The sequence below is a fragment of the Mesorhizobium sp. ArgA1 genome (assembly GCF_053714375.1).
Genome location: NZ_JBSKBQ010000006.1, coordinates 191,351 through 205,456, shown reverse-complemented (window position 1 = coordinate 205,456; position 14,106 = coordinate 191,351). Strand labels below are relative to the sequence as shown.

General features: G+C 62.3%; 13 protein-coding genes. 4 read left to right on the top strand and 9 right to left on the bottom strand.

The features are described 5' to 3' along the window. Nucleotides 1–1,011 carry a ligase-associated DNA damage response exonuclease gene (locus ACWGTI_RS16740; protein ID WP_454588177.1) on the bottom strand — a complete coding sequence of 337 codons (1,011 nt, stop codon included), beginning with the start codon at nucleotides 1,009–1,011 and terminating at the stop codon, nucleotides 1–3. A 105-nt stretch (nucleotides 1,012–1,116) separates the two neighbouring features. On the opposite strand from ACWGTI_RS16740, the gene ACWGTI_RS16735 reads away from it, so the two are divergent. Both ACWGTI_RS16735 and ACWGTI_RS16730 read left to right on the top strand, forming a co-directional pair. Further along, nucleotides 1,117–2,049, top strand: coding sequence for a methyltransferase domain-containing protein (locus tag ACWGTI_RS16735; RefSeq protein WP_454588130.1), 933 nt, complete (start codon nucleotides 1,117–1,119; stop codon nucleotides 2,047–2,049). Between the two features lie 111 nt (nucleotides 2,050–2,160). After that, complete coding sequence (locus tag ACWGTI_RS16730) at nucleotides 2,161–2,520, top strand: hypothetical protein (RefSeq protein ID WP_454588129.1); 360 nt, start codon at nucleotides 2,161–2,163, stop codon at nucleotides 2,518–2,520. 15 nt (nucleotides 2,521–2,535) lie between these two features. On the opposite strand, the gene ACWGTI_RS16725 is transcribed toward ACWGTI_RS16730, so the two are convergent. From ACWGTI_RS16725 to ACWGTI_RS16695, 7 genes are all read right to left on the bottom strand, one after another. Beyond that, nucleotides 2,536–3,477 (bottom strand): 2-hydroxyacid dehydrogenase, encoded by a 942-nt coding sequence (locus tag ACWGTI_RS16725; protein WP_454588128.1) that lies wholly within the window; start codon nucleotides 3,475–3,477, stop codon nucleotides 2,536–2,538. Nucleotides 3,478–3,569: 92 nt separating this feature from the next. Then, the gene (locus tag ACWGTI_RS16720; protein ID WP_454588127.1) at nucleotides 3,570–5,198 is read right to left on the bottom strand and encodes an ABC transporter ATP-binding protein; all 1,629 of its coding nucleotides are present in this window, start codon (nucleotides 5,196–5,198) and stop codon (nucleotides 3,570–3,572) included. Next, complete coding sequence (locus tag ACWGTI_RS16715) at nucleotides 5,195–6,334, bottom strand: ABC transporter permease (RefSeq protein WP_454588126.1); 1,140 nt, start codon at nucleotides 6,332–6,334, stop codon at nucleotides 5,195–5,197. The genes ACWGTI_RS16720 and ACWGTI_RS16715 overlap by 4 nt, the downstream gene beginning before the upstream one ends. Then, a complete protein-coding gene (locus ACWGTI_RS16710) occupies nucleotides 6,334–7,431 on the bottom strand; it encodes a microcin C ABC transporter permease YejB (protein ID WP_454588125.1) in 1,098 nt (365 codons plus the stop codon). Before ACWGTI_RS16710 ends, ACWGTI_RS16715 begins: the two co-directional genes overlap by 1 nt. A 30-nt stretch (nucleotides 7,432–7,461) precedes the next feature. Then, nucleotides 7,462–9,330, bottom strand: a complete 1,869-nt coding sequence (locus ACWGTI_RS16705; RefSeq protein WP_454588124.1) for an extracellular solute-binding protein — start codon at nucleotides 9,328–9,330, stop codon at nucleotides 7,462–7,464. Beyond that, nucleotides 9,330–11,207 (bottom strand): extracellular solute-binding protein, encoded by a 1,878-nt coding sequence (locus ACWGTI_RS16700; protein ID WP_454588123.1) that lies wholly within the window; start codon nucleotides 11,205–11,207, stop codon nucleotides 9,330–9,332. Before ACWGTI_RS16700 ends, ACWGTI_RS16705 begins: the two co-directional genes overlap by 1 nt. 152 nt (nucleotides 11,208–11,359) lie before the next feature. Then, entirely contained in the window at nucleotides 11,360–11,989 is a 630-nt protein-coding gene (locus ACWGTI_RS16695; protein WP_454588122.1) for a c-type cytochrome, read from the bottom strand. 190 nt (nucleotides 11,990–12,179) lie between these two features. Between ACWGTI_RS16695 and ACWGTI_RS16690 the strand changes: the two genes are divergently transcribed. Then, nucleotides 12,180–12,905 (top strand): 3-deoxy-manno-octulosonate cytidylyltransferase, encoded by a 726-nt coding sequence (locus ACWGTI_RS16690; protein WP_454588121.1) that lies wholly within the window; start codon nucleotides 12,180–12,182, stop codon nucleotides 12,903–12,905. A gap of 24 nt (nucleotides 12,906–12,929) precedes the next feature. Next, complete coding sequence (locus ACWGTI_RS16685) at nucleotides 12,930–13,793, top strand: prephenate dehydratase (protein ID WP_454588120.1); 864 nt, start codon at nucleotides 12,930–12,932, stop codon at nucleotides 13,791–13,793. Here ACWGTI_RS16685 and ACWGTI_RS16680 read toward each other — a convergent pair. After that, nucleotides 13,790–14,095, bottom strand: coding sequence for a Dabb family protein (locus ACWGTI_RS16680; protein WP_454588119.1), 306 nt, complete (start codon nucleotides 14,093–14,095; stop codon nucleotides 13,790–13,792). The genes ACWGTI_RS16685 and ACWGTI_RS16680 overlap by 4 nt on opposite strands. Nucleotides 14,096–14,106 lie beyond the last annotated feature (11 nt).

The window sequence follows — 14,106 nt, the reverse complement described above, 5'->3', positions numbered from 1 at the left end:
TCAATCGCCCTCGTCCTCATAGCCAACCAGATGCAGTGGCCGCGCGGCGATGCCTTCCAGTTCGCACCAGCGCACCAGCGCTTCCTCGCGGCCATGCGTCACCCAGATTTCGCCCGCACCCGTCTCCTTGATGGTGTCGGTCAGCTCGTCCCAGTCGGCATGGTCGGAAACGATCAGCGGCAGTTCGACGCCGCCTTGCTTGGCGCGCTGGCGGATGCGCATCCAGCCCGAGGCGAAGCACGAGATCGGGTCAGGAAAGCGCCGCGCCCAGCGGTCAGCAAAGGCCGATGGCGGGCCGACGACGATGGCCCCAGTGAAATCCTGCTTGCCGCCGCTATCGACGGTTGCCGGCTCCAGCGTGCCGAGGTCGATGCCCTGGCTTTGATAGTACTCGCTGAGTTTGGCCAGCGCGCCGTGGATATAGATCGGCTTGTCGTAGCCGGCATCGCGCAATAGCCGCATCACCCGCTGCGCCTTGCCCAGCGCATAGGCGCCGACCAGATGCGAGCGCTCGGGAAACTGCGCCGCCGATTTGAGCAGGCGGGCAATCTCTTCCGTGTCGGGCGGATGGCGAAACACCGGCAGGCCGAAGGTCGCTTCGGTGATGAAGACATCGCATTGGACCGGCTCGAACGGCGCGCAGGTCGCATCCTTCTGGCGTTTGTAGTCGCCGGAAGCGACGATGCGTTTGCCCTTGTGCTCGACCGCGATTTGCGCCGAGCCCAGCACATGGCCGGCTGGATGAAAGACGACGGTGACATCGTTCAGCGCCATCGCTTCGCCGAGCGTCGCCGCTTGCGTCGTCCCGGCAAAATCCTCGCCGTAACGCAATCCCATAATGTCGAGCGTCTGTTGCGTGGCCAGCACCGAGCGATGGCCGGAGCGGGCATGGTCGGAATGGCCGTGCGTGATCAGTGCCCGGTTGACCGGCCGCACCGGGTCGATGAAGAAGTCGCCGGGCGGGCAATAAAGGCCTTCGGGCCGGGGGTGAAGCAGGTCGCTGGCACGCATCCCGTCAAGATAGTGGCGAATTCCGGCGCGGGAAGCCTGTTGCAAGAGACTGCTGACTCGTCCTACAGCCAGCCACCGGCCGCATCAGCCGGCGGGCCTATCGCCATGCAAACGCTGAAAACCTCGTCCGGCGACCTGACCGCCGACCGCCGTGCCGACTATGCCGAGATGCTTTTCGGCTCGGGCGACCCAGCGGCCGCTGCGGAATTGCTGCTCGGCGCGCTGGAACTGGCGCCGCAATGGGCGGCGGGCTGGTTTCGCCTCGGCGAGATGCAGGAGACAATGGAGCAGCTTGACCTGGCGGCGCAGGCCTGGGCGATGGCGCTGAAACTCGACCCGGCGGATTGCCTGGGTGCGGTGCTGAAGCTGCAGCTGATCGGCGAGGCGCCGGCCGCCGCGGCACCGCCCAGCGCCTTCGTCGAAACGCTGTTCGACTACTATGCCGAAAGCTTCGAGGGCGAGCTGGTCGACAAGCTCGGCTACCGGCTGCCGGAGTTTCTCGATCGCGCCATTCGAGCGGCGAGGCCCGGCCGCTTTTCGCTGGCTCTCGACCTCGGCTGCGGCACCGGCCTGATGGGCGAAAGACTGCGGCCGGTCGCCGACCGGCTGGAGGGCTACGACATCTCCGCCGCCATGCTGAAGAAGGCCCGCGCCAAGGGCGTCTACGACCTGCTCGCCAAGGCCGATCTGCAGCATTTTGCCTATGCCGGTCCGAAAGCAGATCTGGTGGTGGCGGCCGACGTGTTCATCTATGTCGGCGCACTCGATGGCGTGGTGAAGACCGTCGCCGGCATTCTGGCCGGCAATGGCCTGTTTGCCTTTTCCGTCGAGACGCCGGCCGAAGGCGAGGCGGCCGGCGAAGCCGGTTTTGCGCTGCGGCCATCGCGCCGCTACGCCCATTCCCAAGCCTATGTCGAACGGGTGCTTGCGGCCAACGACCTGTCGGTCCTGTCGATGCAGCCGACCGTCATTCGCTGGGACCGGCGCCAGCCGGTCGATGGACTGGCCGTGCTGGCGATGCCTTGGTCCGAGGGCTGATGTCTCGTCCTGTTCGAAAATGTGACTAGGATTTTTTCATCCGGCGCGGCATCAGATAGGATGCCGATCGAGAAAATGCTTGGTCGGCAGGTCGGCCTCGAGGAGGAGCACATGCGACGCAACATGGTGGTGCTGGCATCTTGCCTGGCAATGGCCGGCTGCGTCGGCAGTTCGATGTCCGACCGGCAGGACGCGAATGTCCAGTCCTCGCTGCAATATGACAGCGTGCCTTGCGATCAATTGCTGGCTGAGCGCAACGGGCTGGCACAGCAATACAACCTGTCGACGACCGCTAAGCCGAGCTTCTCCAACCCGGCCATGGGCTTCGGCCCGTTCACGCCGGACGTCCGCTCCAAGAGCAAACGCGACACTGACATGGCCAGCGGCAAGATCGACGCCATGAACCGCTCGATGGAACGTCGCGACTGCGGCAAGCCCAACAGGCAGAAGAAGTTCGCTCTGCCGGGTTGAACCGGCGCACCGGCCTCAATACCCTGCCTTGCGGTCCACCAGATTGTCGAGCTTTTCGCCGCGCTCGAAAGCATCCATCTGGCGCAGCATGATCGGCGCCAGGTGGACAGGGTCCGAGGTTGCCGCCGCATGCGGCGTCACGAACACCTTGGGGTGGCCCCAGAGCGGGCTTGTCTTCGGCAGCGGCTCGACCTCGAACACGTCGAGGCTCGCCTCCTTCAGCGTGCCGTCGTCGAGTGCGCGCAAAATGTCGGCGTCCTTCTGCAGCCGGCCGCGTCCGGCATTGATCAGCACCGAGCCGCCGAGGCCGTTGCGCTTGCGCAATTCCTTCAGCACGCCGTAATTGATGATGCCTTGCGTGTCCGGCGTCAGCGGCAACAGCACCACCAATATGTCGGTGGCGTTGAGGAAGGGGATCAGCCCGGCCTCTCCGGCATAGGTCGAAACGCCTTTCATGGCCTTGTCGCTGCGCGACCAGCCATTGACGGCAAAGCCCAGTGACAACAGCACCGACGCCGCCGCGCGGCCGAGATTGCCGAGCCCCATAATGCCGACCGAAATGTCGCTTGCCGGCCGCTGCGGCGGCTCGTGCCAGGACTTTTTCGATTGCTGCGCGCGGTAGAGCATGCCCTGGCGGTGGTGATCGAGCACCCGCCAGACGACATATTCGGTCATGTGCTCGGTGAGATTGTCAGCGACGATCTTGACGATCGGCACGTCGGGCAGGCCGGGATCGGCGAAGATGTGGTCGACGCCGGCGCCGATCGAGAAGATGGCGCGCAGATTGGGCAGCGACTTCAGCAGGTTCGGCTTCTGCTTCCAAACCACCGCATAGGTGATCGATGGATCAGAGGCGCCGGCCGGCTCCAGCACCACCTCGCGCTCGGCCGACAGCAGCTCGCGCCAGCGCTGCGGATGAAAGCCGGTGACGGCAAGCAGGATTTTGCCTTTTTCCATTTGCGGATTCTTCTTCCCTGTTAGTCCGGCCTGAGCAACTCCAGGAAAAGTGTGAAGCGGTTTTCCGTCCGGAATTGCGTAAAACAAAATATCTATTCGCTGACGATGCCGACCGGCGCCGTCTCGATCCTGAACGCGGCCGAGATCAGCGCTTTGGTATAATCGGTCTGCGGCCGTTCGAAAATCTGTTCGGACGGGCCGGCTTCGACGATCCTGCCATTGCGCATGACGATGACGTCGTTGGCAAGGGCGCGAATGACCTTCAGATCGTGGCTGATGAACAGATAGGCAAGGTCATGCTTGGCCTGCAGATTGCGCAGCAGGTCGACCACTTGCGCCTGCACGCTCATGTCGAGCGCCGAGGTCGGCTCGTCCAGCATGACGAAGCGCGGATTGAGCACCATGGCGCGCGCAATGGCGACGCGCTGGCGCTGGCCGCCGGAGAATTCATGCGGATAGCGGTTGCGTGTGGCTGGGTCGAGCCCGACCTCTTTCAGCACGGCGACCACCTTGTCGTCGCGCTGGTCGGGCGACAGCTTCGGTTCGTGGATTTTCAGTCCTTCCTCGATGATCTCCGACACCGACATGCGTGGGCTGAGCGAGCCGAACGGATCCTGGAAGACGATCTGCAGTTCGCGCCGCAGCGGTCGCATGGCGTTGAAGGAAAGCTGGTTGATGTCGCTGCCGTTGAACTGGATCGTGCCGGTCGACGAGATCATCCGGGCCAGCGCAAGGCCGAGCGTCGTCTTGCCGGAACCGGATTCGCCGACAACGCCCAGCGTCTGGCCGGCGCGCACGGTAACGTCGATGCCGTCCACCGCCTTCACATTGTCGACGGTGGTGCGGAAGAACCCCTTCTTGATCGGAAACCAGACCTTGATGTCCTTGCCGGTCATCACCGGCTTGGCGGCGTCGTTGGCGGCCGGCGGCCTGCCTTTCGGCTCGGCCGCCAGGAGGTGCTTGGTATAGGCGTGCTGCGGGTTGGCGAAGATCTCCTTCGTCGGCCCGGTCTCGACGATCTTGCCTTTGGTCATCACGCAGACCCGGTCGGCGATCTTCCTGACGATGCCGAGATCATGGGTGATGAACAGCATAGACATGCCTTTGCGGCTCTTTAGTCCCGCCAGCAATTCGAGGATCTGTGCCTGCACGGTGACGTCCAGCGCCGTCGTCGGTTCGTCGGCGATCAGCAGTTCGGGCTCATTGGCCAGCGCCATGGCGATCATGACGCGTTGGCGTTGGCCGCCGGACAGCTGGTGCGGATAGGCGTCGAGGCGTTTTTCCGGCTCGCGAATGCCGACCTCGTTGAGCAACGCCAGCGTGCGCGCCTTGGCCTGGCGGTCGCCCATGCCCTGGTGCAGCGCCAGGATCTCGACGATCTGCTGCTCGATCGTGTGCAGCGGATTGAGCGAGGTCATCGGCTCCTGGAAGATCATGGTGATCTTGTTGCCGCGCACGCTGCGCAGCTGCTTTTCGTTCATGGCCAGCAGATCGGCGCCCTGGAACAGGATCCTGCCCGAGGGGTGGTTGGCCGTCGGATAGGGCAAGAGCTTCAGCACCGACAGCGCCGAGACCGATTTGCCCGAGCCGGATTCGCCGACCAGCGCCACCGTCTCGCCTTTGGCGAGGTCGAAGGAGATATGGTCGACCGCAATCGACTGGTTGCCGCCCTGTGTGAAGGCAACGCTGAGATCGCGAACGGAGAGCAGCGGCTCGCTCATCGGAACGCCTTGCGCGGATCGAAAGCGTCGCGTGTCGCCTCGCCGATGAAGACCAGCAACGACAGCATCAGCGAGATGACGACGAAGCCCGATATGCCAAGCCAGGGAGCATTGAGATTGCTCTGTGCCTGTTTGAGCAATTCGCCGAGCGACGCGGTGCCTGGCGGCAGGCCGAAGCCGAGATAGTCGAGCGAGGTCAGCGTCGAAATCGAGGCGCTGACCAGGAAAGGCATAAAGGTCAGCGTTGCCACCATGGCGTTTGGCAGAAGATGGCGCATCATGATTGTGCGGTTGGACACGCCAAGCGCGCGGGCGGCGTTGACATATTCGAAGTTGCGGGCGCGCAGGAATTCGGCGCGCACCACGCTGACCAGCGACGTCCAGGAAAACAGCAGCATCAGCCCGAGCAGGATGAAGAAGCCCGGCGGCAGGATGGCGGCGACGATGAGTAGGAGGTAGAGCAGCGGTATCGCCGACCAGATTTCGATGAAGCGCTGAAACAGGAGGTCGGTCCAGCCGCCGAAATAGCCTTGCAGCGCGCCGGCCGCGACGCCGATCACCGACGAGCCCGCGGTCAGGATCAGTCCGAACAGCACGGAAATCCTGAACCCGTAGATGATGCGCGCCAGCACGTCGCGCGCCTGGTCGTCGGTGCCCAGCCAGTTCCAGTTGCCGACAATGCAGTCAGGATCGGCGGCGCCCTGTGGATACTGGCTGCATCGCTTCTGCGCGTCGTATTCCCATGACGGTTTTGCCGGAGCGGCGTCGGGGATCGCATTGTTGACGGTGCGATAGGAATAGCGGATCGGCGGCCAGATCATCCAGCCATTGGCGTTGATCTCGTCGCGGATGACCGGGTCGCGATAGTCGGTGACGGCGTAGAAACCGCCGAATTTTTCCTCGGGGTAGGCGACCGCCACCGGGAACAGGATCTCGCCCTTGTAGTAGGCGACGATCGGCCTGTCGTTGGCGATCAGTTCGGCAAACAGCGACAGCACGAACAGGGCGAGGAATATCCACAACGACCAGTAGCCGCGCCGGTTCGCCTTGAAGTTCTGCCAGCGCCGCTTGTTGAGCGGCGACAGCCAGGGCCGCGCGATCCTTGTCGGTGTCGTCTCGGCTGCGGCCTGCGTCATCAGACGTCTCTCCGCTCGAAGTCGATGCGCGGATCGACCCATGTGTAGATCAGGTCGGACAGCAGCGTCACGAACAGGCCAAGCAGCGAAAATATATAGAGGTTGGCGAACACGACCGGATAATCGCGCGCCAACACCGACCTGAAGCCGAGCAGCCCGAGACCGTCGAGAGAAAAGATGTTCTCGATCAAAAGCGAGCCGGTGAAGAAGGCCGAGATGAAGGCAGCGGGAAAGCCGGCAATGACGATCAGCATGGCGTTGCGGAACACATGTCCGTAAAGCACCCGCCGCTCCGACAGGCCCTTGGCCCGGGCCGTCACCACATACTGCTTGCGGATCTCTTCCAGGAAGGAGTTCTTGGTCAGCAGCGTCGTCGTGGCAAAGGCCGACAGCACCAGCGCCGTCAGCGGCAAGGTCATGTGCCAGAAATAGTCGACGATCTTGTCCGGCCACGAAAGCTGGTCCCAGTTATCCGACACGATGCCGCGCAGGGGGAACCAGTCCCAGAACGAGCCGCCAGCGAAAAGCACCATCAGCATTATGCCGAACAGGAAAGCCGGTATGGCGTAGCCGACGATGATCACGCCGCTGGTCCAGACGTCGAAGGCAGAGCCGTCCTTGACCGCCTTGCGAATGCCAAGCGGGATCGAGATCAGGTAGGACAGCAGCGTGATCCACAGCCCGAGCGAAATCGATACCGGCATTTTCTCCAGGATCAGGTTGAGCACCGAGATGTCACGGAAATAGCTGTCGCCGAAATCGAAGCGGGCATAGTTCCAAATCATCATGCCGAAGCGTTCGAGCGGCGGTTTGTCGAAGCCGAACTGCTTTTCCAGCTTCTTGATGAATTCGGGATCGAGCCCTTGCGCGCCGCGATATTTCGAACCGGTGTCGCCGGCCACATCGAAATTGCCGCCGCCGCCGGCATCGCCGCCGCCACTGCCGAGGCGGTCGCTGCCGCCCTGGTTGGTCAGGCTGGCGATGACCTGCTCGACCGGCCCGCCCGGTGCAAATTGGGTGACGACGAAAGCGACTGCCATGATGCCGAACAGGGTCGGGATCATCAGCAGGATGCGTCGCAGTATGTAGGCGCCCATCAGGCCGCCAATCCTGCGCGAACGGTCATGTCAGGCTTTGCCAATTTTTGCCGCCTTGCCCTTGTCGACCCACCACAGCGCTTCGACCGGAAAGTCGAAATCAGGTTTCCGCTCGGGAAAGCCGAACATGTCCCAGTAGGCGCTTCGGTGATTCGCCAGGAACCAACTTGGAATCCAATCGCGCCGTGCACGCAAGACCCGGTCGAGCGCGCGCATGGCAATTGTCAGGCTTTCGCGATCCTCGGCGGCGCCCGCGGCGTCGACCAGGGCGTCGATGGCCGGGCTCGATGTTCCCGGCAGATTGCGTGTGCCAGACAGGGTAGCGGTTCGCGAGTGGAAAAAGGTTTCGAGATCGTCACGGGTTGGTGTCGCCGGAAACCGGGCCGCAACCGAGATAAGATCGTAATCGAACAAATTCTGCCGCAGCTGATACTGCGCCGCATCCACCAGCCGGATCGAGGCATTGATGCCGACTGCCTTCATGTTTTCGACCCAGGGCGAATAAACCTGTCCGAAGACTTCGTCGTCGACAAGGATCTCCGCCGACAACTGACCGCCCTTGTCGTTCACGGCGAAATTGCCTGAGCGTTTCCAGCCGGCGTCAGCCAGAAGCCTGGCCGCCTTGCCAAGCAACTGACGGTCGCGGCCGGAGCCGTTCGACACGTCTTGCATCACCGCTTCGCCAAAAGCCTCGACCGGAATCTGGTCACGCAGTGGTTCGAGAAGAGCCAGCTCTTTCGGTGACGGCATACCTTCGGCGCGAAAATCGGATTGCTCAAAGCAGGATTGCGAGCGCTCATACGAACCGTAGAAGAAATTGCGCCGCGTCCATTCGAAGTCGAAGCACAGTCCCAGCGCCTGGCGCACGCGCGGGTCGCGGAATTGCTCGCGCCGCTGGTTCACGGCGGTGGCCTGCATGGATGGCATCGTTTCGGCCGGGAATTCATGTTTCACCACCTTGCCGGCAATGAAAGCGGGGAAGTCGTAACCCGTCGCCCAAATGCGAGACACGGCTTCCTCCTTGTAGAGGATCTCTCCCTTCTTGAACGCCTCGAAGGATGCGTTGCGATCCTGGTAGAACTCGACTCGGATGCGACCGAAATTGTTCTGACCGCGATTGACCGGAAGGTCGTTGCCCCAATAGTCGCCCACACGCTCATATTCGATCCACGCCCCTGCCGACCAGCGGCCGACCTTGTAGGCGGCTGACCCCAGCGGCGGGTTCATCTGCGAGGAATCGAACGGGTTGGCCGTATAGAAAGCCTTTGACAGGATCGGGAACGCGACGACGTTGAGGATGGTCCGGCTTGTCTGCTTGCCCGAGAACTTGAGCTGCACCGTGCGGGCGTCCACGGCGATCGCGTCATCCAGATGCGTCAACGGCAGCGAATAGTCGGGATGTCCCTTGTCCTTGAGCAGCTTGAAAGTGAAGGCGGCGTCCTCAGCCGTCAGCGGCGTGCCGTCATGGAAACGGGCCTGCTGCCGCAGCGAGAAGGTGAAACCGTTGCGGTCGTCGGAAATCGTCACCCCGTCCGCGACCAGCCCGTAGACGGCGTCAGGTTCGTCGAGCGCCCTCACCATCAGCGAGTCGAAGCACATTTCCATGCGCTGCGGCGAATCGCCTTTGGGGACGAACGAATTTAGCGTGTTGAAGGTAAGGGGCGTCTGGTTGGAGCCCCAGGTGCGTGGCAGGAAATTGAAAGTGCCACCTTGCGGCGCATCGACATTGACGTAGTCGAAATGGGTGAAGTCCGGCTTGTATCTAAGGTCGCCGAAAGCGGACAATCCATGCAGTTTCACGCCCGTTGGGCTGGCGGCGAAGGCCTTGCCGCGCAACAGCGCAGCGGCGGTCGCTGCGGCGCCGAGCGCCAGGAAATCGCGGCGAGGAACCGCAGCCATTAATTGCTGCCCTTGTATTTGGCTGCGAGCGCCTTTTCCTTGTCCATATCGATCCACCAGGAATCGATGTCGGCGCCACGGTAGCCGGGCTGCTTTTCCGGGATGCCGAACTTGTTCCAGTACGCCAGCCACACCACTGCGCGGTAGTATTGCGGCACGACATAGTAGTTCCACAGCAACACGCGATCGAGCGCATGGGTAGTGGCGACGAGGTCATCGCGGTCCGTGGCAAAAATGATGCGGTCGACAAGGGCATCGACGACCGGGTTCTTGATGCCGGAATAATTGCGCGATGCCGGTGTGTCGGCGGCCTTGGAGCTCCAGAAGTCGCGCTGCTCGTTGCCGGGCGATTCCGACTGCTGAAGCTGCCCCGTAATGACGTCGTAATCGAAATTTCTGACGCGGTTGGTGTATTGGCTCGGGTCGACGATGCGCAATGTCGCATCGACGCCGATCTTGCGCAGATTGGCGATCCAGGGGCTGGAGATGACCTGGTCGGTTTCACCCGAGCCGAGGATTTCAAACTTGAATGGCTCGCCGGTCTTGGCATTGACCATCTTGCCGCCCTTGATCACCCAGCCGGCCTGGGCAAACAGGTCGACCGCCTGCTTCAGATATTTGCGCTCGGCCTGCGGCGAATCGTAGACCGGCAACTTGAATTCCTGCGTGAATAGCTCCGGCGGCAGCTTGTCGCGGTACTTTTCCAGGATTTCCAGTTCCTTGCCTTGCGGCAGGCCGCTCGAGGCCAGTTCCGTGCCCTGGAAATAGCTGTGGGTGCGGGTGTTGAAGCCGAAGAACAGCGTGCGGTTCATCGACTCGAAATCGAAGGGGTAGGTGAGCGCGGCCCTGACCAGACGATCGGCAAACAGCGGATGTCTCTGGTTGAGCATGAAGGCCTGCATCGGCTCAGGCGAGGTGGTCTTGAACTCCTGCTTGATCACGTCGCCGGCCTTGATGGCCGCGAAATCATAAAACGTCGCCCAGCGCTTCGAGCTGTTTTCCGGCTTGATGTCGTCGAGGCCGCCCTTCTTGAACGCTTCCCAGGAGGCGTTGTCGTCAAGAATGTAGGTGAAATGCTGGGTGTCGAAATTCTCGCGGCCGATCTTCACCGCCAGCTTGGCGCCCCAATAGTCGGGCACGCGCTGCCAGACGATCTCCGAGCCGGCTTTGAAGCTTGCGATCTTATAGGCAGCCGAGCCCAGTGGCGGTTCCAGAGTCCCCTTGGTGATGTCGCGCTTCTTGCCGTTGGCGTCCGTGCCTTCCCACCAATGCTTGGGCAGCACGACGAGATCGCCGAGGATCTTGGGCAGTTCGCGGTTACCCTTCTGGCTGAAATGGAACTCGACCTCGCGGTCGGAGACGGCCACCGCATCGGTGACATTTTCGAAATAGCGGCTGTACATCGGGCTGTTGGCCTTTAGCACCTGGAACGACCAGATCACGTCGTCGGCGGTGATCGGCTGGCCGTCATGCCACTTGGCCCTTGGATCGAGCCGGTAGGTGGCCGAGGAATAGTCGTTCGGGTACTTGTAGGCGTCGGCGATGAGCGGGTGGCTGACGCTGCCTTCGTCAGTAGCCTGGTCCATCAGCGTGTCGTAGAGCAGGCCGCCGCCAAATGGCTGCAAGCCGGCCGCCGGCGAGCCCTGCACGATGTAGGGATTGAAGCTGTCGAATGTACCGGAAACCACCGAATTGTAGGTGCCACCCTTCGGCGCGTCCGGATTCACGTAATCGTAGCGCTGGAAATTCTCGCCATATTTGGAAGGGCCGATCAGTGAAGAGGTGGTGTGCCATTCATCCGCAGCGGCCGCCTGCAACCCGGCAGCCACAACGACTGCTGCAAGCATGGACCTCAGAAGTGTTCGGCCAACCGTCATGCGTTCTCCTCTTCGCGATGCCCGGCGATCCTAGATGATTTGACGCCGGTGAAAACCGCCATGCGCCGGCTTTGTCGCCGCATATGCGATTTTCCTAACAAAAAAGCCGGGCTGAACCCGGCTTTTCTGAGGTCATCGAGATGACAATTTGGTTATTTGGCAGGCGCTGCCGGAGCGGCAGGAGCCGCACCTTCAGCGGGCTTTGCCGGCGCCGTTGCATCAGCGGCGGCACCTGGGGTCGGCAGCGGCTTCGGGCTATCCGACAGCGTGCGCAGATAGGCGATGACGTTGGCGCGGTCCTCGTCCTTCGGCAGGCCGGCAAAGCCCATCGCCGTGCCCTTCACGAATTTCTTCGGCGAGGTGATGAAGTGGTTGAGATTGTCGTAGGTCCAGTGCTCGGCGCCGCCCTTGGAAAAGTCCTTCATGCCGGCCGAATAGGCAAAGCCTTCATGCTCGGCGACGGGACGGTCGACGATGTCCCAGAGATCCGGGCCGACCTTGTTCGGGCCACCCTTTTCGCCGGAATGGCAGGCTTGGCATTTCTTGAACACGGCAGCACCCGCCTCGGCATTGGCGGTGGCGAGCAGGTCGGCAATCGGCTTGGCTTCAACGGCTGGGCCGGCGCCGCCGCCTTCGGCAGGCTCGGTCGCCTCGATGGCGTAGCCGGGCTTTTCCGGAGCGGGCGAGGCAAACAGCGCGTCAGACACCAGACCGACCGAGAAAACGACGAAACAGGTTCCGAGCAATCCGGCGAGCAGCTTGTTGACTTCGTTGGAATCCATGCGCCCCTTGCTCCCTTTTCCGGCGGACCGATCGTCCACTCCGTCCGTCGGTATCCTGACCGCCCCGTCGAGCCGGTCAAATCGGGCGGAAACTAGGTCTTTTGCTCCGGCGTTGCAACACCTATAAGGGCGCTTCCAGTGAGACCTTTTGCCACTTTTCCCATCGTCTTTTCAAACGCCAGCAGCCCTAATGTCCACGCTCATCCTGATCCCGGCCCGCATGGCCTCGACACGCCTGCCGGGCAAGCCGCTGGCCGACATAGCCGGCGCCCCGATGATCGTGCATGTCGCCCGCCGCGCCGCCGAGGCCGGGCTTGGCCGCGTGGTGGTGGCAACCGATACGCAAAGCGTGGCTGAGGCGGTGCGCGTGCACGGTTTCGAGGCGGTGATGACGCGCATGGATCACGAATCCGGCTCCGACCGCATTTTCGAAGCGCTGACCGCGCTCGATCCCGGCCACAGGGTCGAAACCATCGTCAACGTCCAGGGCGACCTGCCGACGATCGATCCGGAGATCATCGGGGCGGCGCTACGGCCTTTCGAAGACACCGCTGTCGACATCGCCACGCTCGGCGTCGAGATCGTGCGTGACGAGGAGAAGACCAACCCGAACGTCGTCAAGATCGTCGGTTCGCCACTTACTGCGACGCGGCTCAGGGCGCTTTATTTCACTCGTGCCACCGCGCCCTGGGGCGAGGGGCCGCTCTATCACCATGTCGGCCTCTACGCCTATCGGCGCGCGGCGCTTGAACGCTTTGTGGCGCTCAAGCCGTCGCCGCTGGAGCGTCGCGAGCGGCTGGAGCAGTTGCGGGCGCTGGAGGCCGGCATGCGCATCGATGCCGAGATCGTGCAATCGCTGCCGCTCGGCGTCGACACGCCGGAAGACCTCGAACGCGCCAGACAAATTCTTTCCTGAGACCATTTCAACCTGAGATATCGGATGCCTGAAAAGACCAACAGAATATCCTTCCAGGGCGAGCCCGGCGCCAATTCCGACACCGCCAGCCGCAACATGTTCCCTTCGATGGAACCTTTGCCGTGCCCGACCTTCGAGGACGCCTTCAACGCGGTCGAGACCAACAAGGCCGACCTCGCCATGATCCCGATCGAGAACACCATCGCCGGCCGTGTCGCCGACATCCATCATCTGTTGCCGGAATCGAAGCTGCACATCGTCGGCGAATATTTCCTGCCCATCCATTTCCAGCTGATGGTGCTGCCGGGCGTCAAGCGCGAAGAGATCAAGACCGTGCACAGCCACATCCACGCGCTGGGCCAATGCCGCAAATACATCCGCAAGAATGGCTGGAAGCCGGTCGTCGCCGGCGACACGGCGGGCTCCGCCAAGCTGGTTTCGGAGCTCAAGGACCGCACCATGGCTTCGCTTGCGCCGGCGCTCGCCGCCGAACTCTATGGGCTCGACATCATCGAGAGAAATGTCGAGGACACGGACTCGAACGTCACCCGCTTCGTCGTCCTGACCAAGGACAAGCGATTGGCCGAACGGCCCTCGGCCGACACCAAGATGATGACGACCTTCATCTTTCGCGTCCGCAACGTGCCGGCCGCGCTCTACAAGGCCATGGGCGGTTTCGCCACCAACGGCATCAACATGACCAAGCTGGAGAGCTACCAGCTCGGCGCCTTCACGGCGACGCTGTTCTACGCCGATATCGAGGGCCATCCCGACGATCCGCTGGTCAAGCTGGCGCTGGACGAACTGCGCTTCTTCTCGCGCGAAGTGCGCATCCTGGGCGTCTATCCGGCCAGTGAGTCGCGCGAGCAGTGGAAGGTCGCCGACTAAACAAGAAGGGTCAGCGGCACGTAGTCGATTTCCATGAAGGTTTCGACTTCCGGGATCCAGCGGTCGCGCACGAAGGCGACGTGGTCGGGATGCTCATTGTACCTGTTGTAGGCGGCCTGATCGGCGAACTCCATCGAGAAGCCGAAATGGTAGTCGTTCTTGGGGCTGACTTGCCGCAGCGGCTCGAAATGCGTGACGCCCTTGATGGCGCTGAGGATCCGCTTGGCGTCGGAGAGGAATCTCTTTTCCTCCAGCGAGTACTGCGGGTGCTTCAGCGTGAAAACCACGGTGTGACGGATCATTTTTTGCTCCC